The 23,673-nt window shown below is 50.9% G+C and carries 19 protein-coding genes; 5 read left to right on the top strand and 14 right to left on the bottom strand.

Annotated features, from left to right (window positions below):
* Positions 1-30: 30 nt before the first annotated feature.
* From EPA93_RS14660 to EPA93_RS14610, 11 genes are all read right to left on the bottom strand, one after another.
* On the bottom strand, positions 31-789 hold the full coding sequence (locus EPA93_RS14660) for an SDR family oxidoreductase (protein ID WP_129888235.1): 759 nt from the start codon (positions 787-789) through the stop codon (positions 31-33).
* A 129-nt stretch (positions 790-918) separates the two neighbouring features.
* A complete protein-coding gene (locus EPA93_RS14655; RefSeq protein ID WP_129888234.1) occupies positions 919-1,851 on the bottom strand; it encodes an ABC transporter permease in 933 nt (310 codons plus the stop codon).
* Positions 1,848-2,825, bottom strand: coding sequence for an ABC transporter ATP-binding protein (locus EPA93_RS14650; protein ID WP_129888233.1), 978 nt, complete (start codon positions 2,823-2,825; stop codon positions 1,848-1,850). Before EPA93_RS14650 ends, EPA93_RS14655 begins: the two co-directional genes overlap by 4 nt.
* 28 nt (positions 2,826-2,853) lie before the next feature.
* Positions 2,854-4,068, bottom strand: a complete 1,215-nt coding sequence (locus tag EPA93_RS14645; RefSeq protein ID WP_129888232.1) for a cytochrome P450 family protein — start codon at positions 4,066-4,068, stop codon at positions 2,854-2,856.
* A 282-nt stretch (positions 4,069-4,350) separates the two neighbouring features.
* The gene (locus EPA93_RS14640) at positions 4,351-7,080 is read right to left on the bottom strand and encodes a winged helix-turn-helix domain-containing protein (RefSeq protein ID WP_129888231.1); all 2,730 of its coding nucleotides are present in this window, start codon (positions 7,078-7,080) and stop codon (positions 4,351-4,353) included.
* Between the two features lie 46 nt (positions 7,081-7,126).
* Positions 7,127-7,645, bottom strand: a complete 519-nt coding sequence (locus EPA93_RS14635) for a tyrosine-type recombinase/integrase (RefSeq protein WP_129888230.1) — start codon at positions 7,643-7,645, stop codon at positions 7,127-7,129.
* A gap of 533 nt (positions 7,646-8,178) precedes the next feature.
* Positions 8,179-9,168 carry an aldo/keto reductase gene (locus EPA93_RS14630; RefSeq protein ID WP_129888229.1) on the bottom strand — a complete coding sequence of 330 codons (990 nt, stop codon included), beginning with the start codon at positions 9,166-9,168 and terminating at the stop codon, positions 8,179-8,181.
* Between the two features lie 85 nt (positions 9,169-9,253).
* On the bottom strand, positions 9,254-10,336 hold the full coding sequence (locus EPA93_RS14625; protein ID WP_129888228.1) for an aldo/keto reductase: 1,083 nt from the start codon (positions 10,334-10,336) through the stop codon (positions 9,254-9,256).
* Positions 10,337-10,512: 176 nt separating this feature from the next.
* Complete coding sequence (locus tag EPA93_RS14620; RefSeq protein WP_129888227.1) at positions 10,513-10,971, bottom strand: MerR family transcriptional regulator; 459 nt, start codon at positions 10,969-10,971, stop codon at positions 10,513-10,515.
* Positions 10,972-11,329: 358 nt separating this feature from the next.
* Positions 11,330-11,608, bottom strand: coding sequence for a hypothetical protein (locus tag EPA93_RS14615; RefSeq protein WP_129888226.1), 279 nt, complete (start codon positions 11,606-11,608; stop codon positions 11,330-11,332).
* A gap of 236 nt (positions 11,609-11,844) precedes the next feature.
* Positions 11,845-13,557: a M3 family oligoendopeptidase gene (locus tag EPA93_RS14610; RefSeq protein ID WP_129888225.1), complete on the bottom strand. Its 1,713-nt coding sequence runs from the start codon at positions 13,555-13,557 to the stop codon at positions 11,845-11,847.
* Between the two features lie 196 nt (positions 13,558-13,753).
* On the opposite strand from EPA93_RS14610, the gene EPA93_RS14605 reads away from it, so the two are divergent.
* Positions 13,754-15,982, top strand: a complete 2,229-nt coding sequence (locus EPA93_RS14605) for an RNB domain-containing ribonuclease (protein WP_129888224.1) — start codon at positions 13,754-13,756, stop codon at positions 15,980-15,982.
* 129 nt (positions 15,983-16,111) lie between these two features.
* Here EPA93_RS14605 and EPA93_RS14600 read toward each other — a convergent pair whose 3' ends face one another.
* Positions 16,112-17,332 (bottom strand): cytochrome P450 family protein, encoded by a 1,221-nt coding sequence (locus EPA93_RS14600; protein ID WP_129888223.1) that lies wholly within the window; start codon positions 17,330-17,332, stop codon positions 16,112-16,114.
* Between the two features lie 531 nt (positions 17,333-17,863).
* On the opposite strand from EPA93_RS14600, the gene EPA93_RS14595 reads away from it, so the two are divergent.
* The 4 genes from EPA93_RS14595 (at position 17,864) to EPA93_RS14580 (ending at position 21,345) form a co-directional block, all read left to right on the top strand.
* Positions 17,864-18,070: a hypothetical protein gene (locus EPA93_RS14595; RefSeq protein WP_129888222.1), complete on the top strand. Its 207-nt coding sequence runs from the start codon at positions 17,864-17,866 to the stop codon at positions 18,068-18,070.
* 138 nt (positions 18,071-18,208) lie between these two features.
* The gene (locus tag EPA93_RS14590; protein WP_129888221.1) at positions 18,209-19,312 is read left to right on the top strand and encodes an MFS transporter; all 1,104 of its coding nucleotides are present in this window, start codon (positions 18,209-18,211) and stop codon (positions 19,310-19,312) included.
* A 742-nt stretch (positions 19,313-20,054) separates the two neighbouring features.
* Positions 20,055-20,450: a nitroreductase family deazaflavin-dependent oxidoreductase gene (locus EPA93_RS14585; protein ID WP_207229549.1), complete on the top strand. Its 396-nt coding sequence runs from the start codon at positions 20,055-20,057 to the stop codon at positions 20,448-20,450.
* Positions 20,451-20,583: 133 nt separating this feature from the next.
* Positions 20,584-21,345 carry a MerR family transcriptional regulator gene (locus tag EPA93_RS14580; RefSeq protein WP_129888220.1) on the top strand — a complete coding sequence of 254 codons (762 nt, stop codon included), beginning with the start codon at positions 20,584-20,586 and terminating at the stop codon, positions 21,343-21,345.
* 102 nt (positions 21,346-21,447) lie between these two features.
* On the opposite strand, the gene EPA93_RS14575 is transcribed toward EPA93_RS14580, so the two are convergent.
* Positions 21,448-22,512 (bottom strand): S41 family peptidase, encoded by a 1,065-nt coding sequence (locus EPA93_RS14575; protein WP_129888219.1) that lies wholly within the window; start codon positions 22,510-22,512, stop codon positions 21,448-21,450.
* A gap of 3 nt (positions 22,513-22,515) precedes the next feature.
* A protein-coding gene (locus EPA93_RS14570) for an IS5 family transposase (RefSeq protein ID WP_242527276.1) occupies positions 22,516-23,380 on the bottom strand; the annotation gives its coding sequence in 2 pieces (ribosomal slippage) (positions 22,516-22,995 and positions 22,997-23,380; 864 coding nt in all).
* Positions 23,381-23,673 lie beyond the last annotated feature (293 nt).

Raw genomic sequence — 23,673 nt, 5'->3', positions numbered from 1 at the left:
CGCTTCACAGATCCTCCCCGCGGGTTCAGTTTAGCATGCCGTCAAGCCACCATCCACTGGCAGACAAGCGCCTGTAATGAATGAGGAGGCATCTGAACAAAGCCAGATGACTGCTTGCGCAATCTCCTCGGGTTTCGCAATTCGTCCCACTGGGGAACGCTCGGCAAGCTGGCCCTGCACGCCTGGATGTGTCTCAAAAATGCGTTGGAGCATAGGGGTGTGGACGAAGCCCGGACAGAGCGCATTCACCCGGATGTTCTGCCTGGCAAATTCCAGGGCAACCGCCTTTGTCAGTCCCACAACGCCATGTTTGCTCGCCGTGTACGCCACAGTTCCTCCACTGCCCCGCAAGCCTGCAAACGACGAAAGGTTTACAATGGCACCACCCTGCTTGAGCATCTCGGGGATCTCATATCTCATACTCAACCAGACTCCTTTGAGGTTGATCGCAAGCACACGGTCCCATCCTTCCTCCGAATGGCTGATCGTTCCCGCCTCCTCGCCGGCAATACCCGCGTTATTCACCGCGTAGTCAAGGTGTCCGTAGATCCTGATCGTCTGCCGGATCAGTTCCTCGACCTCAACGGCCTTTGAAACATCTGTCTGGACAAACGTTGCCTCACCATCTGCATCTTTGATCAGGCGAAGAGTCTCCTCACCTCCTTCTGCTGCCACATCAGCTACGATGACGCGTGCTCCCACCTGTGCAAGAGCCTGAGCGCTTGCCCTCCCAATGCCAGTTCCCGCACCTGTGACCAGTGCCACTTTGTCAGTGAATTGCTTTCTCATAACTTCTCCCTTCATTATTCGCATGAAAATCTCCCTTCTTTCTTCAATGGGCTGGCCTGCACAATCACACGCGTTCCAAAGGCGACAAGCCTTATCTGGGAAGCGAGCCAGCCGAGTACTAGAAACAGGCTATTCGCGCACCTCGCGCTTGGCTGTGAGCAGCATGGAGGAAACCAGGAAGATGACGGAGTATACGCCAATCACCAACCAGACATGAACATGGCTCAATGTGGCTATTTGCGCAACACTTTTTCCCTGGACTACCGCGGCGGCGTATGGTGTTGTGCCAATAGGGAACACCGTGTCTCCCAACCAGCCAACTGGCATATAATTGAGCACTGGCCCCAGCTGATACTGGGTCAGATTGAGCCAGAGGCTCTGGTGTGTCAGCATATATCCAAGCTGGCAGAGCAAAGGCAGAAAATTATCCACTGGGAACCAGAGCAGACTCGCACTCAAAGCAAAGGGAAGCGAGCGCCCTAACGAAGTGAAGGTGACTGCTACCAGCATAGTCGCACCCATGCTGGTGAGAATAGTCAGTATGTAGAGTCCGATACTAGGCCAGGCCAGTGTACTGAGTGTGTCAAAACTGCCAACTCTGACCGCCAGGATGACGGCGAGCCAGAGAAAGCTCAGGAGCAGACACAATCCCAGGACAACCAGCGCTACTCCCGCCACAGCCAGAAGCTTGCCGAAAAGCAGTTGGAGACGCCCCACACCACGTGCCAGTACGATGCGGATGGTCCCATACTGATACTCGTGCCCATAGACATACGCGGTCACGATGAGCAGAAAAAAACCGAGAGAGGCCCGCACAACCGCTAATCCAGATGTTGCGGAAAGCAGAGCTGCGTGTGGACTTCCAAAAGCTGCCTGGATATTTCCAAATGCAAGTAGAATGATATCTGGCAAACTCACAACAACAAGCAAGAGGAAGAAGAGCATCCTGATTTGGCGCATACGGCAGACCTTGAGCCATTCACTGCGAACAATTCCGAAGAAGTGAATACTAGCGATATCCGGGCGGGTCGCTTGCCTGCTCTGGGAAAGGGCATTCTTCATCGTTCTTCTCCTCCTTTGGAATCGGTCATTGTCAGAAAAACGCTCTCAAGATCGAGGATAACTGAAGCCAGAGTCTCAGGCGCGAAGCCAGACTTGACGAGAAAGGTGCTCAGATCAGACCCTCGCTTATTGGGGGCTGGTGTAATCAGCGCACCATGCTCATCCAGTCGCGCTTTCCGGCCCCAGGGTTGGTCATGCAGTAACGCAAGCGCCCTGATGGGCTCCTCAACCTTGACAAGAAACTCGCCTGTCCCACGGGTGAGATCTTCTACGGCTGCTTCAGTGAGTAGCTGACCACGATTGATGACAGCGACACGTGAACAGATCTGCTGAATTTCAGAGAGAATATGACTGGAGAGGAAGACGGTCTTTCCCCTGGCAGCCAACTGATACATCAGGTCGCGCATCTCGACGATTCCAGCAGGGTCTAATCCATTGGCAGGTTCATCCAACACCACGATGTCAGGATCATGCAGCAGCGCGATGGCAACGCCCAGGCGCTGTTTCATCCCCAATGAATAGGTTCGTACCCGATCCTTCTGGCGCCCATGCAGACCGACGAGTTCTAAAACGTGGTCAATATGCTGGCTCGGAAGACCTCCAAGCACAGCAGCAATCGCCTCCAGGTTGTCACGCCCTGACAGATAGGGATAGAGTGTGGGAGTTTCAATCAAGGCCCCTACACGAGGTAACACCTGTGTACGATACCTGACACTCTCTTTTCCAAGAATCTCGATACGACCAGCGTGCGGGGAGATCAGGCCAAAGATCATACGAATAGTCGTTGTCTTGCCTGCCCCATTGGGACCCAGGAAGCCGAAGATGTCACCACGGCGCACCTCTAAGTTCAGTTGGTTGACCGCGAGACGTTTCCCATAATAGCGCGAAACATTGCTCAGACGGATCACGACCTCACTTGAACGAGCTTGTGATCCAGAAGCCTTATCTAATATTGGTATTGCTTGATTTTCCATTACCAACTCTTTCGCTCAAAAAATGCCATCAGATCGAGAATGTTACTGGTAGACTCGTGACGCCACGCAAAAAGAGATCGCGTTTCCAGACGAACTGCTCAGTCTTGCTTGCCCGGCGCAGATGAGGCATGCGTCGTAGGAGGGTACTCAAAGCAATTTGACCCTCCAGGCGGGCTAACGGTGCCCCGAGGCAGAAATGAATACCCTTGCCAAAGGCCAGATGCTGATTGCCCTGGCGGGTAATATCCAACTCCTCTGGAGCAGTGAACTGCTGCGGATCGCAATTGGCCGCGACCAAAGAAACATACACCGCCTGGCCTCGACGGATCACGTTGCTCTCTATGACAACGTCTTCACGTGCCCAACGGGGGCCTGAAGTACTTACTGGAGCGGTATAGCGCAGCAACTCCTCGACGGCTACAGGGATCAGAGAGGGATCGTCACGGAGCACCTGCAATTGGAGAGGATGCTCTAACAGCGCCAGCATGCTGGTGCCAATCAAATTGGCGGTGGTCTCATGCCCGGCGATGAGCAGCACGAAAATGATAAAAGTGAGTTCTTGCTCATGAAGTTTTCTTTCATTCTCTTCTCGCATGACAAGATCACTCACCAGGTCATTGCCAGGTAGCTTTCGCCTGGTGGAGAGGAGCGTTGCAATGTAGTGCGTGAGTTCCTTGTGAGCAACTGCGCGTACTTCCTCCTGCTCACTATCGTTGGGTGTGCTTACAATGGCCTGTGACCAGGCGCGAAATGTCTGACGATCCTCTCCTGGAATCCCTAGTAATTCTAAAATGACGGTGATTGGGAGTGGATAAGCAAAATCAGCAATCAGATCCATTTTTCCTTGCCGATGCACCGCGTCCAGCAGTGCATCAGCGATCTGCTGAATGCGCAGACGTAACTGCTCAACCCGGCGTGGTGTAAATGCTTTTGCAACCAGGGGGCGCAAGTGTGTAAAACTTAGCATGTTTCCAGCCGACAAAGTGTGCTCCTCATCGGTTGTACTTTCCTGAAGCGCTCTCTGCCCATCTTGCTGCGACGACACCTGCTGTTTTGTGTTCGTAAAACGTGGATCTGTCAGAAGAGCGAGAGCCTCATTATAGCTTGTGACGAGCCAGGCATCTGTCCCATCAATGTCAGTGAAACGGGTAAGAGGTTCTTTCATGCGTAAGTGAGCATAGAATGGACATGGGTTTTGTATTGCTTCCTGTGAGAGCAAATCATCCAACGTAATCTGATGCATAATACACAGTTTCCTTTCATGCGGATGAGAGAGTCGGTATCCATTTCTGAACAGCGCAAGGCTCTTTGCTGGAAGAAGCGAGTGGTCGCAAAGCTAAGCAGTAAGCCGCTTGTTCTGAGAGAGCGAAGACGCCTCGCTTCTTTGATGTTCCTGCCCTTGAAGTATAGGAACAGGTGCTTCGCCATCAGTATAGGGGAGAGGGAGCGGCTAGCCATCCTCCCAGAGGAGTATCACAGGGAGCATTGCTATGAAAAGAGGGAGTATTGTGGGAGAACGCTCAGATTACACCAGGCGCAGTTCACGGGCGCGCACAACCGCTTGCGTGCGATTGGTCACAGCAAGTTTGGCAAGAATATGCTTCACATGCCGTTTGACCGTATTGGGGGAGATTACCAGCTGGGCGGCGATCTCTTGATTCGCCGCGCCTGCAACCAGCAGTTCGAGAACCTCCATTTCACGGGCACTGAGCGCTTCCAGAAGTGGGGGAGGCGAAACAGAGGCATGTTGTCGTTGTTCTTTCTCCTGTTCTGAGGCGCTGGCAAAAGATGTGGCGTCCAGAAGCGTACGAATATACGAGGCGCTCCCCGGCTTCTGGACCGCGAGACGCATGAGCAAACGAGCCATCGGTTCACCCTCGTCGGCGAAGAGACGCACGAAACCATCAGGTTCAGCCAGGGAGAGCGCATGCGAAAGCTGGGAGAGCGCTGCCTGCGTCTCCCCTTGCGCCGAGAAGGCAAGGGACTTGAGCAGCAGGATTTCAATGATGCGCCCCGCGAAACCCACTTGCTCATAGAGAGGATAGAGGCGATCAAGCAACGTCAGGGCCTGCTTGATCGGGAGGTGTTGGGAAAAACTGCGACCATGGGCGATGAGCACGCGCGCCAGGGACATATAGAGCATAAAAAGTTGAGCGCCTGGCGGTTCTTTCAATGGATCGTCGTAGCCCACGCCGCTGGTTTGGAGCCTGGCCTGTGCTTCATCGAGCTTGCCTTGATGAAGCAACCAGCGTATGCGCGCTAGCATACCGATTCCTCCCGTTGCTCCAGGTTCAGTGCTCTCGTCGCCTGTTTCTAGCTCGTGGAGCAGCGTAAGTGCATCTGCTTCTCGTCTCCTGGCCAGGCACATGCGAAACTGGACGAAGCGACAAGAGAGCATGAGTGCATTGGTCTGTGATTGCTGACTCGCGGCCAATGCTGGTTTGAGCGCTTCCTCAGATGCATCCACCTGGTTCCATTCCAGCAGCAACTCGGCATACTTCATGTAGGCCCAGGCGATGAGTTCTGGCAGTGCCAGATTCTTGGAACGAAACAACTGAAAAAGCTGCTGGTAGAGACGTGCAAGCTTGGGTAAAGCGCCCTGGGCCTCGTAGAGTTCTGCCAGATCCGTCATCGCAAGCACGCTAAGCAGTGGATAGTCTGCGGCATTCGTCTGCGTACTGACCTCGATCAACCCACGTTCAGCCGCTGCAAAATCTCCAGCACGCAGTTGATGAGCGCACTCAGCGAGCCGGAGATAAAGCGAGCCCAGATGTCGCAGATCCTCTCGGTATGCAGGGAGCAATTCGAGGGTGCGCTGAGCAAGCGCTACTGCTTGGCTAGATTTATGGGTGAGCAGTGCCTGGATGACAGAAAAGAAATGAAGGTCTACCTGCGCTTCTGCCCATTCCGCGTGATCCAGCGGTTCGACATGTCCTTGCCCTCCCTCTTGAAGCTGCGTGATGCTCTGCTCCCGATACCCTCCTTGACCCTGAATAAACAGAAGCCAGGCAGAAGCAACAACCAGGAGCGGGCGGTGTGTAATACTCTCACGTGGTAGCTGCGAGAGCCAGCGGTGGAGCAGAGAAAATTCGAGATGCCCGATGAGATAGCGAACATGGTGTTCGATCAGAGGAATCGCTCGTGGAACATCTTTGGCCTGCACAGCATACTCGCAGGCTTCAAAGAGCATCCCATGCTCTTCGTACCAGATACTGGCACGATGACACAGTGTTGAAACCAGATCCGGCTCTTGTTGGGAAAGGTGATAACGTAACCCTTCGGCAAAGAGGCCGTGATAGCAATACCACTCGCCCGTCTCATCAAGCGCACTGACAAAGAGATTGGCCTGGCGCAGATACTTGAGCATGGTCTGACTATCTGTCCGCTCTAGAAGCGTGTCGCAGAGCGAAGCCGTCATCCGCTCCAGGATACTTGTCCGCAACAGAAAGGTGCGCACTTCTTGTGGAAGGTTTGCCAGTATCTCCTCATGAACATATTCGAGCAGAAAATGCGAACTGCCGCGCAGCTGACGGAGAAAGGTGTCATGGTCGTGATGATGACGCAGGGCCAGGGCAACCAGTTGTATGCCGGCAGCCCAGCCTTCTGTGCGCTCCTCAAGGTGGCGCAGGGTAGCAGGTGCCAATTCCAATTGCATGCGGTGCAAAAATGACTGGATTTCAGGAGAAGTGAAACGCAAAGCTTGAGCACGGATCTCGCTCAAGAAGCCACGAGCGCGCCAACGAACCAGAGGCAAAGGTGGATCGCTGCGCGTTCCGAGAATCAGATGGAGACGTTGAGGAAGATGCTCAAGCAAAAAGAGGAGTATCAGATGCACAGCTTCGCTCTCAATCAGATGATAGTCATCGAGGACGAGTGCAACATCAGTGGAGAGGGAAGCGTCAAGATCATTAATGAGCGGAATCAGGACCCTCTCTTGAGGGGAAGTTGGGTTGGAAGAAAGCAACTCCTCAATCGAGAGATGGATGCCAAGGGTGCGCAGCGAGGCCCCCAGATAGGTCAGGAACCGCGTGAAGTCGCTGTCTCCGGTCTCTAGTGAAAGCCAGGAGACAGGCATCGAAGTTCGACGCACCCACTCCACTAAGAGTGTGGTCTTTCCTGAACCCGCAGGCGCAGAAACAAGCGTCAGGGGGAAGAGCTTGCAGCTCTCAAGGTGCGCGATCAAGTGCTGCCGTGGGATATGCTGAACGGGCAAGCGCGGTACGAGTAATTTTGTCGTCAGCAACGTCTCTTTCATCTTCGTTTCTCCTCGATCAGATGTCCCTGCCTGATCGAGAGTCTCCCTATCCTTTTAACAGTTTGAGCTTTTCCTTGACGCGTGACCAGCTGACCTGAGTGTAGCGAACGGTCGTCTGGATGGCAGGTGTTCCCTTCACTGTCACATGACCCAGGTAATAGGCCAACTCCTCTAACGACCACCCCGCCGCACGCGCTCGATGGGCAAAGTCATGGCGAAGATCATGAAAGGTCACATCAGCAATCAACTCCCATTGCTCCTGGGTAGCGCTCCTCTTGAGGGTACGGAACCAATGGTGAATGCCAGCTTCGGAGAGTTGCAGCGCACGTTGGGAAGTGAAGACATACAGGCTTTCTCGATCTCGTCCTCCATGCAGGAGATACTCGTTCAGTGGCCTGCGTGCTTCATTTAAGAGATCGATCTCGCGAAACTTCTCCCCCTTGTGCCCCACACGCAGCCATCCAATCTTGGGTTCCACATGAGTATGCTCCATCAGCAGGTGCGCCACATCACTGACCTGACATCCAGCCCAATACCCCAGCGCAAAGATCGCTTTTCCTCTCAAATAGTTTCTGGCACGAGTTTTCGTGTCTCATTTGGACTACTCAGAACTTCAGGAGATCCTCGTTTGAGCACGAAGGACAAGAGCCAATCATTGTAGGAGAAGCATCGACTCGTAAGAGAAGGAATGTTCTGTGACGACTTTTCTCCTACGAGTCAGTCTAGCAGGGATTATCTGCAAAAGCAAGGACAAGTCAATAACCTCAAACTGATTAAGCGCATGGGATTGGCCGTGCCTCGTTTCCTCTCTTGCACCAGCGTAAGCTTCACACTTTATAGCAGAAAGGGGTATTTTCTATGATAAATCATGCTATCTCAGAAAGCAATCGAGCATCAACAAGTTTGTGCCCAACCCAACTTCTCCATGTTGTGCTTGGCATGTTGTTTGTTGGCAAACGACGCCATGTGACTGTTCTTCTCACATAATTTTCGTTTCAGAGGGGCCGATGCCGCTGGAGAGGAGGCACCTCGCCAGGCGTCTCCCCCCAACTCAGGGTGGAGGCTTGCACAGAGCTATTGAAAAACATCGCTTGTCACTCAACGACCCGTCATGTTGAGCATATGCTCGGGAAGCCGGGCTCCCTGCACTGTGAACTTTGATGTGGCACGTTCGATCTCTCTGAGGTCTTCGGCGGTCAGCTTAACGTCGGTAGCTCCCATGTTCTCCTCCAATCGCTCCTGTGTGCGGGTGCCTGGGATGGGAACAATCCAGGGTTTCTGGGCTAGCAGCCAGGCGAGCGCTATCTGGGCAGGCGACACCTGCTTCTGTGAGGCGATCCTGCGAAGCCTATCGACCAGAGCTTGATTTATCTCTCGTGCTCCTGGGGTAAAACGTGGGTATGTGTTTCTGATGTCAGAGGAGTCGAAGACCGTGGTGGGAACAATCGTTCCCGTAAGGTAGCCACTACCAAGCGGGCTAAACGCCACAAACCCGATGCCCAGTTCCTCGCACGTCGGTAGCACGTCAGCTTCGGGCTCTCTCGTCCACAGTGAGTATTCGCTCTGGACTGCCGTGAGCGGTTGAACGGCATGGGCTCGTCGAATCGTTTGGGCCCCAGCTTCTGAAAGGCCAAAGTGCTTCACCTTTCCGGCCTCGATCAGCCCCTTCACCGTTCCAGCTACGTCTTCAATAGGCACCTCTGGGTCAACACGGTGCTGAAAGTACAGATCAATGACTTCAACTCGGAGCCGTTTGAGCGATCCCTCGACAACTTGTATGATATGCTCGGGCCTACTTGAAAGGCCCAATCGCTCCCCGTTAGGGCCAAAGTTCCATCCAAATTTGGTGGCGATCACCACTTGTTCACGATAGGGAGCCAGTGCTTCACCCACCAGTTCTTCGTTCACATACGGACCATACGATTCAGCTGTATCAAAAAACGTGATGCCACGCTCAACCGCCGACCGGATAAGTGCGATCATCTCCTGTTTGTCGGATGCTGGACCGTAGGCATGGCTCATGCCCATACAGCCGAGTCCGAGCGCCGAAACTTCTACGTGACTTGTTCCAAGTATGCGCTTATTCATGGTTGAATCCTTTCTGTGAACTGTTCATGTTGTTCACGCTTGAACAGCACTCTGCCGCAGATTTTTTGCCACTGTACTGCCAGAGTTAATAGCGCTGAGCATCGTTCGTCGGCACACTCACATAAAGTTGGCTTGGCATTCCATTGACTGTTGCGCCTGCATGCGCGTAATTGGGTGACCGATTGGCGTTGAACTCGGCAGGGAAATTCAGCTCCGGCTTAGACGCGGCATTCAGAGTTGCGATCTGTTCAGGGGTCAAGTGCACGTCCAGAGCATTCAGGTTTGCCTCAAGGTGCTCCATGGTCCTGGCCCCAATGATAGTCGAGGTGACGCCTGGTTGGCTCTGCACCCAGGCCAGGGCGACAGTGGACACAGCGGCGCCGAGTTCCACTGCAAACTTCTGAAGCTGGTCGATGATGGTGTAGTCCTTGTCGGTGAGTTCAATGGACGCTCCCCGCTGCCTTTGCGTCGTCGGATGATTTTCGCGTGTGTACTTTCCTGAGAGTATCCCCCCTTTGAGCGGACCCCACGGCAACACACCCAGTCCGAGTTCCTGCGCCATAGGGATCAGTTCTCCTTCCACTGTGCGTTGCAGCAGCGAATACTCGATCTGCAGTGCAATGAGAGGTGCCCACCCCCGGAACTGTGCGATCATTTGTGCCTGAGCAACTTTCCATGCCGGTGCATCGGAGAAACCTATGTAGCGAACCTTCCCGGTCCGTACCAGGTCTTCCAAGGCGCGCATCGTCTCTTCTACCGGGGTAAATCGATCCCAATTGTGCAGGTAGTAGAGATCAATGTAGTCAGTCTGCAGTCGGCGAAGCGACTCCTCGCACTGAGCGATGATGGCTTTGCGGCTGCCTCCTCCTCCATTGGGGTCGCCAGCCCAGAGGTTGCAGAAGAACTTGGTCGCAATCACTACACGATCTCTGCGGCCTTTGTGCTGCGCGAAGAAGTCGCCGATGATCTTCTCGGAGTGACCCCTGGTGTAAATGTTGGCGGTATCGATGAAGTTGCCTCCCTCCTGCAGATACCGCGAGATGATCGCTTCTGACTCCTGAACGCTAGAACCCCAGCCCAGGTCTTCTCCGAAGGACATGCCGCCCAGACAAAACGGGCTGACCCGCAATCCAGAGTGACCGAGCGTCACATATGAGGTGAGTGACATATAGATGTCTCCTTAGAATGATTTGTTTGGAATAAGTAAGAATCCTTTTGAATTGAACATGCTTGAGCAGCGTGATGAGTTAAGAGGCTGAGTTCGCCATCAATCATCATCGCCGCGCCGGTTAACCACCTGACTCGTGCGAGAAAGGCAACCTCTAATGCTCCATCGGCTGTTTGTTATTTCAACGCTTTGGCGATCTCTTGGTTCTCTTCGGCAATCTGCGCAGCCCGTTCCAGGTCGCCGTCCAGACGTGCATCCCAGTACGCCACCTTGCCACTCAGATATCGTTGCCGGATTTGCAGTTTACGGATTTCCTCCGCGACTGCTTCGGCGTGCGCCAGAAACAACGCTTTTTGCTCCGCTGCCGCTGCGTCACCACGTTTTCGCTGCTGTAAGTACAGCCGCATTTCATCGAGAGAAAAGCCACTGGCACGCAGACACGAAAGCCTCTCCACGATCCGTACTGTCTCTGCACGATAGCGTCGATGGCCGCTGTTTCCGTCACGCGGAATCGGCTCGATGAGCCCAACCTTCTCGTAGTAGCGCAGCGTATATTCACTCATGCCGCTCAGTTCAGCCATTTGCTTAATAGTTAATGGTGCTTCTGTTTGTACTATTGGAATATCACTTATCATGCATCTGACCCCTTTATCTTGTTTTATGCTGAATATCTTTCCTTTAGCAGCTGGAAGCATCAGCTTCCTCGATTCGTTTGAGAATACTGAAGCAAGTATAAAATACTTCGAGCGCTCTAAGTCAAGCGGCTTTCAAGAAGTTTTGGACCTTCTCCTGCAGATTCCACATGACCGAGCATCCATAAACCACCATGGTGTTTCTCAGGATACTTTTCTAGAGAATTGCTTTAGGTGGCCTAAGAAGCGGTATCATTGATAAATGGCACTGTTTCTTGCAGTACTTTTCCATGCTATGTTTGGCATGTTGTTTGTTGGCAAATGACGCTGGATGACTGTTCTTCTCGCGTAACTTTTCGTTTCAGGTAAGCACGGATTGTCGCCAGCCTCGGCCTTCAGACACTTTCCAGATCTCTTCCTGCTCTACCCAGTGCCGTTCTCTCTTTGGAGGAGGGGTTAAGCGCCTCGGATGCGATGGAAAATGAGGCAAATCTTTGGGAGATTTGAGGGTGCGGCGTGCACCGCAAGCTGGGCATTCCACACAGGTCGTGCCAGCTTCTTGAAATTGGCGGCGTGTCACCTCGATGATGCCGAGACAGGTGCATTTGGTGCTCATTGTGGTAACGACCTGTTTACCCATCGGATCGCGGTACGATGCTCGTTCAATACGGGAGGATGGATGAGACAGCGATACGGGCGAAGGAAGAACTTGTGCCCTGGTGGACGATGAAGGAGGGAGCGATGAACTGATCCCTCTCTCCTCATTTCATCGGCCTTCTCGAAGCTCGTGACAACCACCCATCAAACAGAAAAGGGCAACATGAGCACCAATTTCATCTCAACATTTCCATACTGGAGTGGGACGCAGGCGTTTCTTTACACGTGCGCCTCTAAATCTTCCACAGTCCGGGAGATCAACTGCACCACATACTCAAGCATATCCGTATCAAAGGCAAATCTTGCTCCAGCCGCCTCATAGAGTTCAGGCACCGTTCTTGTCGCACCAAGAGAGAGAGCGAAACGATACTGGCGGATCGCTCTCTCTTGATCGTGAAGATAGTTGTCCCAGATCTGCAAAGCGCCTAAGGCGGCAAAGGCGTATTCAATAAAATAGAACGGAAAGCAATAGTAGTGCAGCACCCCTTGCCAGCGACTTCCACATTCTCTCTCCAGACCGCTCCAGTCGATTGCTGGTTGATAGCGTTGCGAGAGTTCTGCCCACTTCTGCCGGCACTGCTCAGGATTCATTCCTTGTTTGGGGTGATCGTAAACCCAGTGCTGGAAGGCATCGCCCATAACAATGAGTGGCAAGAAGTTTGTCAGCAAATTCTCCAGGTGCTGGATGCGCAGGCGTGCCGCCTCCTGTTCTGTACAAAGACCGACCTGGTGAAGATGCATAGCCCCAATAAATTCCATGCTGGTTGATGCAACCTCGCCAAACTCTAGTGGTATGGCCTCCTCTTTTCGCTGGTGAATGTAAGGCAGAGGGATGGTCTCAAAGACGTGGAAGGCATGCCCCATTTCGTGAAAGATCAACGGCACAACGTCGGTAATCGCATTCACTTTCCCAAAAATGAAAGGACGGCGCCTGACCTCTAGCGGCAGATTGTAGCCATCGTCAGCTTTGTTTGGGCGCTCTTCCAGATCGAAAAGCTGCTCCTGGAGCATGGTCTCAAAATAGCTTCCCAGTTGAGGATCGATGCTCTGAAAAACCGGAAGGCATTGCTTCAGCAGTGCATCAACATCGGAGATGCGGCCCGGCTCCTCACTCGCTCGCGGGTCAACCAGCATATCCCAGGGGCGCAGTTTCTCCACACCCAGCAGCTTCCGGCGTTTCTCGAAGAGCTGGCTGGCTGCTGGCACGATAACCTGCTCTACAGTCCTGTGGAATATCTTGCAATCATCAGGGGTATAATCAAAGCGCAGCAATTGTTGCCAGCGATAATCGCGGTAGTTCTCATAACCGGCGTTGCGCGCAATCTGCTGACGCACATGCATCTTTTTGATCCAGAGAGCATCGAGCTCTTCGCGATCTTCAGCTTCACGCTCCGCAATAGCGCGCCAGGCTCGTTCTCGTTGTGCGCGATCAGGATGAAACAGGACATGTTCCACTGTGGTTTTTGGCATCTCTTCCCCGTTCCACGTGATCATTTGCGCTCCGCCAATCTGGTAGTATTCGTCATCCAGAGCCTTATCTTCATTCAACAGTGGCAGATTCTCTTCGCGGTAAAGCGCTGCTTCTGTACGCAGATTGCGCAGGGGAAGCGCAAAGCCCTCCGGCTCCAACCCGCTGGCAAGCAGACGCTCTTTGATCTGCTGATCCAGTGCCTGTTGTGGAGTAGAGACTTCTTCCATGAATCTCTGCTTGCGCCGAGGACGTTCCTCGTCAGCCGTGTTCGTTGTGCAGGCAATATCCAGGCGCATCATCGTCTCATTGACGAGTGCGCTCAAATCCGACCATTGGACCATCCAGGGCTGGAGCGTTTCCGACACAAGAGGACTCTCTAGTAGCTCTCGATACCAGGGCTCGATCTCCGCCCAGCTTAAACGTTCAAACGCTTCGCTCGTCTGGGGAAGTGAGGTAAACATACAGGAAACCTTTCTTTTCAATACCGTGGTATACTTTATGATATGAGGAGCAATAATAGCAATTTATCTTCAAATAGTATATTTTCTCAAAGGTGGATTTATAGTTCTCCTGGTCCATCTTTGCCCGCTCCTACAAAGCTCTCAAGCATTCCCACATCGACAGATATCAAAACCAGAACACAAAGGCCTATAGCGAATGATAAAAAACTATGATAGACGCAACCAGAGCTTCTCTGCGCTAGCATTGGCAGAGATCAGTGACGTAGAGCATAGAGCAAAGACCATTCTCGCGGATAGACCAATCGTCAAAGGTATAACGATTGATGGCCCAACTTCGCGTGATTTAGACGATGCGTTCTGGCTCGAAAGCAGGCTCCAGGGAGGATATACGCTTTTCATTACTATTGCAGATGTGGGTTCGCTTATCACGAGGCACTTGGCTCCAGAATTGGACAAATCAGCCTTTACCCGCGCCTTTACGCGCTACAACGCTGATTATAATCGTCCTATGCTTCCTACTGCAATCTCAGAAGAGTGTCTAAGCTTACACGAAGGACAAATGCGCCCAACTCTTACGCTTGCTCTTCCCTTCGATGCACAACTTCATCCCGGAGAACCACATATCTATCGGACTTCTCTCACCAGCCTCAAGCGCTTCTGCTTTCAGGAAGTAGATGACGAGATAGAACATCCTCGAAGTAAATTTGCACCTCTGTTACAAACAGCATACCAGCTAGCTAATAGCCTTTTCCACCGTCGAAGAGCACGAGGAGCCCTTGCGCTCTATGATCTCCATTCCGGCTGGGTCACAACGGAAGAGGGGCAACTACTGAAATTAACAGAGAAAGAATGTCATAAGGCACATATCATTATCCAGGAATTCATGATTCTTACCAACCAGACTCTAGCGTTTTTTTTAGCCAGCCGGGACATCCCAGCTCTTTATCGCAATCATACGGCAAAAGCTATTGCTCCCCAACGTTCCACATTACTTGAGATGCTTGATAATGTAATTTTGCATCCAGAGATAGCACAGCCTGAACGTATAAGTACAACTGTCAACATTGCTCTGGAACGCGCTCGCTATGCTCCAAGCATCATAGGGCATTTTGGCTTGAATGTGCCAGCTTATCTTCATCTGACTTCACCATTGCGCCGCTATCCTGATCTAGTCAACCAGAGGATACTTCATGCGTTTCTAGAAGGTGTGCCATGCCCTTATACAAAAATAGAGCTCGAAACCATTGCCGCTCATATTAATGCTGAAGAGGATAACGAGAAAGAGCGACAACGATCTCACCACCTGGAAAAACACGATAAAATTCTACGTAATATGGTTCATCAAGCCATTCAGAATCATAGCCAATCTCCCAGGCCATTAAGCACACTTGATGCAAAACAATTTCACAGTGTTCTCAGGATGGCAGCTCAAGAACAAACACCACAGCCGGCCGTTGAGCAAGAAATACTTGCTCGTTTAAAAGATCAAGCTCTCTCTGCTCATGATCTCTTTACCTTGTTATTTCGCTTCCCCAATCAGGGAGAAAATTGGCGCACTGTGAAACAAACTGCCCTCCAATGGCTGCAGAACCATACTTATCATGCAGGCAGTATTTTGCTAATGGGCAAGCAATCGCTCGGTTGGGCCGAGCCTGAATGCGAAATCACACCTCGGGGGCCAGACGATCAGAGAACATTTCTGGCAAAAGCCTCTATAGAGATTGGAGAACGCTGTTATATTTCTTCTACCCATATTTCAGCACAAAAGAGTCGCGCCAAACAAAAAGCTTTCGCGGAACTATTAGCGCTTATTGCAGGCTTCGAGAAGCAGCTCCCTGCTGAACTTTCATCTCTCGACGTCGCTTCGCATGAGATTTCTCCTCCCAATCCTGCATCCTCCGCTGCAGAGGATAGCCAGGCCAACAGCTCCCTCAAAAACTATAAAGGCAAGCTCCTAGAAAGAGCTCAGGCTGAGAAGTGGAATCCCCCACTCTACAAAGAAATCGAGAGAGTAGGACCTCCTCATGCTCCTACCTTTCTTGTTGAGGGGACAATCTCTATTGAGAATAGGGTTTATCAGGCTCAGGGACGCGGCAAAACAAGAGTTCAGGCTGAACAGTTAGCAGCTCAACAATTACTCCAACTTCTCCATCAGCAACCTGTCTCCACGGAAAACAGTATAACATTATCGCGGAAGCCTGCAGTAAGCATCTTGAATGAAATGAAGCAGCGGGCAGCAGTACAAAGCATTACTTATGCCTATGAACCTTCCGGCCCTCCACGCTCAAGGATATTTGAATGTATTTGCCTGGTCTCTATCACTAATCGGCACAGTGTAGAAACAAGGGGCAAAGGGAAAACTAAAAAGGAAGCGGCGCAATCTGCCGCTTCGCAAGCTATTGCTTTTCTTTCCCTCAGTCCCTAGAAAATAGAGAGAAACACATATCTTTTTGCGAAGCATGACCGAAACGAAGAAAGCCAGCGACGAGGACGGATCAGACCTGCTAGCCTTCTTCTCAAGTGCAGCACAGCAAAAGTTCTTTTTCTGAAAGTGCTAGAACTTCAATGGCAAAGCTGCCAGGACACGCAAGGAACCGGCATTCTGCCACACTAGCTGCTCAGGGGCACAAGCAAGCTGCAGATTGGGTAGTCGCTTCAATAACGCTTCAATCGCAATCTGTCCTTCCAGGCGAGCTAGTGGCGCTCCCAGACAGAAATGGATGCCCTTGCCAAAGCTCAGGTGTTGTTTTTCCTGGCGCAGAATATCCAGGTATTCCGGGTCAGAAAATTGCTGGGGATCTGTATCAGCTCCCAACAAAGCACACCTTACCATCTCGCCTTTACGCACTACATGACCATGGATTGAAATGTCTTCACATGCCCAACGTGGTGCAGAGAGACTTACTGGAGCGACATAACGTAGAAGCTCCTCAACAGCTGCAACAAGCAATGATGGATCATCACGTAAGAGCTGCATCTGTTCAGGATGCATCAGTAGTGCCAGCATTCCATTGTCGATCAGATGGACAGTCGTCTCATGTCCCGCTGTTATCAGCAGCAAAACCATAGAGATGATTTCTTCTTCGCTCAAGGTATCTCCCTGTTCACTGGCTTGAATCAGTCTACTAGTCAAATCGTCGTCTCTATGTGCATGCTTTGTTGCCAATAACATTTTGATATAATCGATAAACTCTTTCTCAGCCGTTCGTCCCGCCTCGATCTTATCGATTTCTACATCGCCTTGGCTTTGAACGATTGCCTGGGTCCAGGTCCTAAATTGCTGCCGATCTGCTACAGGGATACCTAGCATATCCAGGATAATAGTAATTGGTAGTGGAAAGGTAAAATCTGCGATAAGATCCATTTGCCCCTTATCCTGAACTGCAGTGATTAGCTCATCAGTAACCTGGCTGATCCGTGGCTTCAGTTGTTCAATCATACGTGGCGTGAAAGCCTTGGAGACCAGGTTGCGCAGACGCGTATGTTCGGGCGGATCTGTGTTGAGAAGATGGGGCCAGGCTGCTAACGGCACATAACGTAGTGGAGCCTCTTTTCGCCCGCCTTGCTCGCTCATCATCACTGCTACCTTTTGCAAGTCCATTGTAAAACGCGGGTCCTTTAAAATTGCGCTAGTATCTTCGTAAGTTGTAGCCAGCCACATTTCTCTCCCCGCCCAGTTAACACGCGAGAATGGTCGTTCCTCACGCATCTGCCTAAAGAAAGGATAAGGATTGAGCCGATGAGAGAATAGTTCATCTAAGGTGTTCTGAGCCATATGCTGCGCCCTTTCTCTGTTTTCTTATACATACAGACAACAAAAGAAGCATATTTGTAACCATATAGTTACGTAACTATATGGTTACATCTTACCTGCCTGCAAGTGATATGTCAAGGGCAGAGGATTTCTTTGTCTGCAAGGAGAGGTAAATATGTTGACTTACCCGAATTGGTTATGCTATCTTCATATTGTTACTTCTTCTAAGCAATACAGATATCCATGCGCATAGAACAAGAAAGGGGGTAGTATGGCTCTCGCCGCAAAGAAGCCAGCCGTAAGGCAGCGCGTCCCTCGTGGGGGCGTGCAAGTTGTTAAAGCGCTTCGTGTCGCCCAGGGTTGTACTGCGCCTTTTTTTGGAAGGTATGTTGACACGCAGCTAGAATAAGCATTAGCAAAACGTCAAATCAGCAAGCCATGGGTGGCACAAGACTATCTTGCCCCATGGCTCGTTCTTTTTTGGCTGTTCCACAAAAGCGGTTTACCAGAAGTTTGCTTCTCGAAACTTTGTGAAAGAAAGGAGGGCTTGAGATGCCTCAACCTATCGAGACATATCATATCTGGAGAATGTATGGCAACCAGCAAGCTATCGTCAAGACTATCGTGAGCCATCAGACTGCTGCGAACCAGCAAGCAAAGATGCTCACAAATCAAACTGGCTATCAGCATGTTGCTGTGATTGAGGGCTCCCTGGTCGAAAAAGCCATTATCGCTAAAAAAATCAGTTTGAGCCACTAATAGACCTGGAAGAATGACTTTAACCGCTTTCGTACAATAGCTTTTTTCTCCACTCCGCAGGAATGGCCCCGGCAAGATCGTAAGTGCTGCCTCCGGCTCGCTTGTATATCAGATAAGCGAGAATGGAGTTTTGAATCTATGAAATCCCATAAACCCAACCAATCTCTCTGGCTTAATCACAGCTACTTGCTCTTAGAGGGTGGCCAGATTGTTTCATATCTTGGAAATCAGCAACAATCCTTTGCCTTACCGCTCCTGGTTCTAGCACTCACCGGATCTATAGTCCAGGCCGGCATCGCTATAAGTCTAAGCACTATTGCAGTGATCGTGATAAGCCCTCTAGCTGGGGCTCTCGTCGATATATGGAATCGCAAAACAACTATGCTCATCTGCGATGCTGGACGCACGCTCCTCACTATTACTATCCCACTTGCATTCTGGTTTCATACCCTGAACATCCTGCAGCTCTACATTATTGTAACCCTCACAGGCATACTTGGCACAATCTTTGAAGTAGCCAATACCGCCGCGCTACCTAATGTAGTAACGCGGGAACAGCTTCCGGCGGCTCTCTCCCAATCGCAGGCCGCCTATTCCTGTGTACGTACCTTTGGATCGCTTCTTGCCGGCGTGCTCTATAGCATTGGAGCCATAATTCCATTCCTGGCAAATGCGATCTCATTTGGCTTATCAGTATTCTCGCTGGGTCTCATTCGAGGAAATTTCCAGAGCCAGAAGGAAGTTTCGCACCTTCCCTTACACAAATCTATTCTTGAGGGCTTTTCCTGGTTATGGAAACAACCACTTCTACTCTTTCTCACTCTAATAAATGGTGCTGATAATCTGCGCTACGGTGCAGGCGGTCTTGTTATTCTGGTTCTCGCTCAGGATCTCCATACTTCGCCCAGCGGTATTGGCGCGATTTTTACGGCGGCTGCTATTGGCGCTCTTCTGGGCAATCTTGCCAGCAATTGGGTACGCAAATATGTTAGTTTTGGCAAGATTGCCATCAGTATGCTCTGGCTCGAAGCTTTGATGTTCCCGCTCTACGCCATTGCCCCTAGCACTCTTGCAATGGGTCTCATCGCGGCTGCCGAAGAGCTCATTAGTCCAATATATACAGTTTCAATTAATAGCTATCGGCTAATTGCCACTCCAGATTCGATGCGCGGCCGCATGAGTAGTACTGTCCAATTGATCATGCGAGGGGCACAATCGATAGGAGTTATTATTGGGGAATAATCATACAAATAATTGGGGCCAAATGGAGTGCTCTCCTTCTAGGTGGCTGGTTGATACTCCTTGCTATCGCTACCACCCTGAACCGACATGTGCGGCATGCTACGCTTCCTCAGGTGCAGTAGTAACAACCTCTATCTCGCCAGGAAAGCTATGACATCTTATGCCTAAAACGTTAAGTGGTACTCAGTTTGCCCATAGAGATTAGCTTCCTCTCGCCTTAGATATATCGACAGCCTGTTTACGCAGGTACGTCAGTTCAACAAGTAAGGGAAACAAGGAGACAAGCCCATCTGATCGTTCTCTTCCTCGCTGCTGGATGGCTGCATGTGCTGCTTTGAGCTGACCGTGCTTGTGGAGAAATCCTGCTGGGAGTGGGGAAGAGCATGGGCTTCCCAGATGGTACAGACTCGTACTGTAATTCTTTCAGGTAGCCACACAGATGGCGGGATGTCAGCGTACCATAGAACAACAGTTTATACCGGCTCAGTGATGGTACCCATTCTACGACTACTTGATCCCAGATTTGGCGCTTATCCAACTGGGTGAGAACTTGCAAGCTAAACTGTGAAGGATTTACAATGGAAATGGAAAATCAGAGACTAATCTTGTATGAATGGATTGGAGGATTACCAGCACTTACAAAACTGGAGCAAGGTCATGAAACTGAGGGAGACAGAGCAATATTCACCTTTTCTCTAGCAGTTTTAGACGAGTTTACAAGATAGTCAGAGAGATAAAGCACATGAAAGATGCTGAGTTTATTGAGAACAACTTGAAAGTGGTCGAGGAGTTTCGCGCCAATGGGGGAAAGATCGCAGGCGGAGCGCCACTGATCCTCATTACAACGAAGGGAGCGAAGACAGGGCAGGAGCGAGTTTATCCCCTGATGGCAGTCCCTTATGACGATTCGTACCTGGCGGTAGCCTCTAAGGGAGGTGCGCCAAAGCATCCTCAATGGTATCACAATCTCATGGCTCATCCTGATATCACAGTCGAGGTGGGCACCGAGAAGTTCCCTACCCGGGCCAAGCTGCTAAGCGGCGAGGAGCGGGCGAAGGCAGCCCAGGTCTTTCCGCCTTACAGCGAATTCCAGCAGAAGACGGCCGTGAGATACCCGTTTTCTTGCTCAAACGCGTGAAAGATGATGCATGAGCGGGTGCAGGAAACCAATATACATTATATCCCTCCCTTGTCCTCAGCCGTTTTTCCATGTAGCATTTAATATGCTATCCATTTTCTTGCAGCAGGCTCATTAAGGGAGGTGTACCAGGATGACATCCTGCCTGTTACGAACTAGCGACATTGCTAAAGATCTTGGGGTTCATCCCAATACTATCAGATTGTACGAGGAATGGGGCTATTTTTCTACTATTCCTCGTGGCCAAAACGGCTATCGCCAGTTTTCACCCTTACATCTTGAGCAAGCTCGGCTTGTTCGTCTCGCACTTACCTGGCCTTTCCTGGGAGATAGGGACATTCTTATAGAGCTTGTAAAGTGCGCCGCCAGAGGTGAGCTTGCCACCGCTATGGAGCTGGCACACCAACATCTTGCCTATTTGCATGTAGAAATAGCCTCCACTGAAGCTGCTATAGGGTTCCTTGAGAGTTGGGCCACAGGACAGGTAACCGAAACTTCTCGACCTCCAATGTATATTAAGGAGGCTGCTCAATACCTGAACGTCACAGTAGATATGCTGCGCAACTGGGAACGTAGTGGCTTGCTTACAGTTCCTCGTGATCCTTTAAATGGCTATCGCCTGTACGGTTCAAACGAATGTGGACGCTTACGTGTCATCCGAACTCTTGTTCAATCCGGCTATAGCCTCATGGCAATCTTACGAATGTTACAACAGTTTGATATGGGCTCTACCCAAAATCTACGTGATGCTCTGGAAATTCCCCGTGAGGAGAGTGATGTTGAATATATTGAGATCGCTGCCGATCGCTGGCTTTCAAGTTTGCTAAATTTTGAACAACAAGCCCTGAAGATTATCCTCCAAATTGAACGGCTCAAAGAAGTATCTCTTCTATGAAAGCGCATAACATACTTTGGATGTTATAACGGCTACGAATCTACTGTTTCTGCAACCATTCAAGAGCAGCCTTGACAACAGGATCATCCTCTGGCTTCTCTATCAAAGTCCAGTCAAGGGGACAAACATATCCGGTTGAATTGACTTTGTGTAGATTTGACCTGTTCGATCACAGCCCCAGGCCGTTGCCAGACAGAGATTGCCCCCATCTCTAAGAATTTTGCGCTGAATAGAGGTTGGAGAGCCATGAGTGGCTTCACCGAAACTTCTGGTTTGTGCTCTCCCACGAAAGGATATGACAACAAATTCTCCGGAGCTACATGTCAGTCGGCTGGTTAAAATTGCTACAGGTGTAGCAGGATACTTGAGCAGATAAGGCTTGTCAACATATCTACGCACATACTTTCCCCATTGACTCGTAAGCATTGTACCTCCATGGGAATAGCTCCAGGTTGATTGCATCCCTTTAGGGAACATAAAAGCTCCACTCGCTTGTTCTCCTAGAATCGGGCCAACTCCGGCTAGCATAGGCCATAGGCAGCCTCCTGTATTCCGTCGTACATCGATAATCCAACCTTGTGTTGGAATTTGCTCAATTGAGCGTATAAGGGAATGTAGACTAGTAGCATAGCGTTTACAAAGGTGTGCTAGATTCATTACACCTGGAAGATCGAGATAACCTATACGGCTGGCAAGTCGCTCTCCACGCAGCCTGGCCTCTCGGGGATAGCTCTTTGCTTGTAGAGTAATAAAGAATGCCCCTGGACTGCGTTCTCGCTTGACAGTCAGTTTTACGAGAGGTGCAAATAGTTCCTTGTACAACTCTTGAGCATGCTGAAAATTTTCAACAGATTTGCCATTCAGTGCTTGAATCCTATCTCCTACACGTATCCCTGCTCTTTGCGCAGGACTCCCCGTGGCCACTTGTACAACTACTCCTTCGGGATAAACAACCAGGAGGCCTACAGAATATTGCTCTCCTTGCAGAAATTTTCTAGCCTCCTCTGGAGGTATAAAAAAACTATGTGCATCCCCCAGGCGCTCTAGTACCTTTCTAAGCGTAGGGTATGTATCAGCAGTATTTTGAGCATCATATGCATGCTTAAATGCAAAGCAGCGTAATTCCTGCCAGTTGATCTGTTCTTTAAGAGAGTGTCCTAACCACAAGAATCAGTAGCGGAAAGGAGATAAGCGCGAAAGCATAAGCCGAACCGAGGCGAGCTGAAGAAAGGCTTCTGAACTGGTGGTGAGCCCTTCGTAGTCGCGAGCTAAGCGGCGGAAACGGGTGAACCAGGCCAAGCTGCGTTCGACGACCCATCGTTTCCTTTGCACCTGAAAACCCGTCTTGGGCCGGGGCAGCAGAACCGGTTGGCCGTCCACGAGGATCCAGTGCTGATGGGACCTATTGTGAGCCTGTGGCACCAGTTCTGTGGTCCAGTGCAATCGCTGCGCAATCCAGTCGAGCAATGGTCCTGTATAGCCCTTATCCGCAAAGAGGTGGCACAGACGCGGGAAAGAGCGCGGCAACTGGCTGAGCAAGAGCCTGGCCCCCACGCGATCCACGATGTTGGCGGCATGCACTTTGACAGCCAGAAGGAAACCCTGCGTATCCACGAGCACGTGGCGTTTACGCCCATAGATTTTTTTTCCCCGCGTCGAAGCCCTTGTCGCTTCCTGGCACGGGAGCCGTTTTGATCGACTGGCTATCGATGATCGCAGCGCTGGGTTCCGGGTCCCGCCCCATCTGGGTGCGTACCTGTCGGCGCAGGTGGGCCATGATGGGCTCCCAAATCCCCGCCTGCGTCCAGATGCGGAAGTAGTGATGGGCCGTTTTGCCATTGGGCAGGTCGTGCGGCATCTGTCGCCATGAGCAGCCTGTGCGCAACACATAGAGGATAGCATTGACGATTTCTCGTCGCTCGTGAAGGGCCGTTGTGGCCTGGGCAGAGACTGCTGGGATGAACGGCTTGATCAGCTCCCATTGCGCATCGGTCAGATCCGACGGGTAACGTTTTCGCTTGATTGGCTCACACATCTTGGTTCGTTCCTTTCGAGTTGTGCTTTCGGCTGAACTCTCCTTTCTCTGAACTATCGGCTCATTGTTCTAGCTAGGACACACTCTAAGAACAGAGTTGCATTGGATATATTCAAGAAATTCTTCAAGGTAGCTTTTTGCTTCTGGGTTCATTTAAACATTTTAACTGTTCATCAAGCATATTACCACTTTCTATAAGATAATGTAAAATAAACATCATTGTCAAGTGAGAATATATTACAGGCCTGATTCTCTGTTTCCAATCCTCGCCCAGAAGTGGGAGGTAGAGCAGA

The organism is Ktedonosporobacter rubrisoli (assembly GCF_004208415.1).
Classification (GTDB): domain Bacteria; phylum Chloroflexota; class Ktedonobacteria; order Ktedonobacterales; family Ktedonobacteraceae; genus Ktedonosporobacter; species Ktedonosporobacter rubrisoli.
This window is presented reverse-complemented; position numbering and strand designations above follow the sequence as displayed.

What these genes read in the sequence shown, in the direction of transcription:
- EPA93_RS14610 (WP_129888225.1), bottom strand. Translation starts at nt 13,557, where the DNA reads ATGTTTACCTCACTTCCCCAGACGAGCGAAGCGTTTGAACGTTTAAGC.
- EPA93_RS14630 (WP_129888229.1), bottom strand. Translation starts at nt 9,168, where the DNA reads ATGAATAAGCGCATACTTGGAACAAGTCACGTAGAAGTTTCGGCGCTC.
- EPA93_RS14595 (WP_129888222.1), top strand. Translation starts at nt 17,864, where the DNA reads ATGCCTCAACCTATCGAGACATATCATATCTGGAGAATGTATGGCAAC.
- EPA93_RS14620 (WP_129888227.1), bottom strand. Translation starts at nt 10,971, where the DNA reads ATGATAAGTGATATTCCAATAGTACAAACAGAAGCACCATTAACTATT.
- EPA93_RS14640 (WP_129888231.1), bottom strand. Translation starts at nt 7,080, where the DNA reads ATGAAAGAGACGTTGCTGACGACAAAATTACTCGTACCGCGCTTGCCC.
- EPA93_RS14605 (WP_129888224.1), top strand. Translation starts at nt 13,754, where the DNA reads ATGATAAAAAACTATGATAGACGCAACCAGAGCTTCTCTGCGCTAGCA.
- EPA93_RS14655 (WP_129888234.1), bottom strand. Translation starts at nt 1,851, where the DNA reads ATGAAGAATGCCCTTTCCCAGAGCAGGCAAGCGACCCGCCCGGATATC.
- EPA93_RS14585 (WP_207229549.1), top strand. Translation starts at nt 20,055, where the DNA reads ATGAAAGATGCTGAGTTTATTGAGAACAACTTGAAAGTGGTCGAGGAG.
- EPA93_RS14615 (WP_129888226.1), bottom strand. Translation starts at nt 11,608, where the DNA reads ATGGGTAAACAGGTCGTTACCACAATGAGCACCAAATGCACCTGTCTC.
- EPA93_RS14645 (WP_129888232.1), bottom strand. Translation starts at nt 4,068, where the DNA reads ATGCATCAGATTACGTTGGATGATTTGCTCTCACAGGAAGCAATACAA.
- EPA93_RS14580 (WP_129888220.1), top strand. Translation starts at nt 20,584, where the DNA reads ATGACATCCTGCCTGTTACGAACTAGCGACATTGCTAAAGATCTTGGG.
- EPA93_RS14660 (WP_129888235.1), bottom strand. Translation starts at nt 789, where the DNA reads ATGAGAAAGCAATTCACTGACAAAGTGGCACTGGTCACAGGTGCGGGA.
- EPA93_RS14625 (WP_129888228.1), bottom strand. Translation starts at nt 10,336, where the DNA reads ATGTCACTCACCTCATATGTGACGCTCGGTCACTCTGGATTGCGGGTC.
- EPA93_RS14590 (WP_129888221.1), top strand. Translation starts at nt 18,209, where the DNA reads ATGAAATCCCATAAACCCAACCAATCTCTCTGGCTTAATCACAGCTAC.
- EPA93_RS14600 (WP_129888223.1), bottom strand. Translation starts at nt 17,332, where the DNA reads ATGGCTCAGAACACCTTAGATGAACTATTCTCTCATCGGCTCAATCCT.
- EPA93_RS14650 (WP_129888233.1), bottom strand. Translation starts at nt 2,825, where the DNA reads ATGGAAAATCAAGCAATACCAATATTAGATAAGGCTTCTGGATCACAA.